The organism is Paraburkholderia sp. SIMBA_027 (genome assembly GCF_046535315.1).
GTDB lineage: Bacteria > Pseudomonadota > Gammaproteobacteria > Burkholderiales > Burkholderiaceae > Paraburkholderia > Paraburkholderia tropica.
In genome coordinates this window covers 1-243 of record NZ_JAWRWY010001428.1, presented here as the reverse complement: position 1 = coordinate 243, position 243 = coordinate 1, and the positions used below count along the sequence as shown (strand labels likewise).

The window sequence follows — 243 nt, the reverse complement described above, 5'->3', positions numbered from 1 at the left end:
AGCCCCGCCGTGTGACTGAGAATACGTTGCAATGTAACCTTTGATACATCATATTGGGATACAGGTAACTTCCAACGAACTAAGGATTTATTCACAGGTTCATCCAACGTTACAAGCCCTTTTTCTGTCAGCTGCATCAACCCCCATGCGGATACCATTTTGGAAATAGAGCCAACATTAAAGATTGTATGCGTAGTTATTGGTTTCTTGGTTTCTATATTGGCAAACCCAATGCATTGAACC

Annotated in this window: 1 protein-coding gene; it reads right to left on the bottom strand. The window is 41.6% G+C overall.

Translation table 11 applies throughout. The features are described 5' to 3' along the window. On the bottom strand, window positions 1-243 hold a 243-nt coding region (locus tag SB764_RS43900; protein WP_410867297.1), incomplete at both ends, for a serine hydrolase domain-containing protein.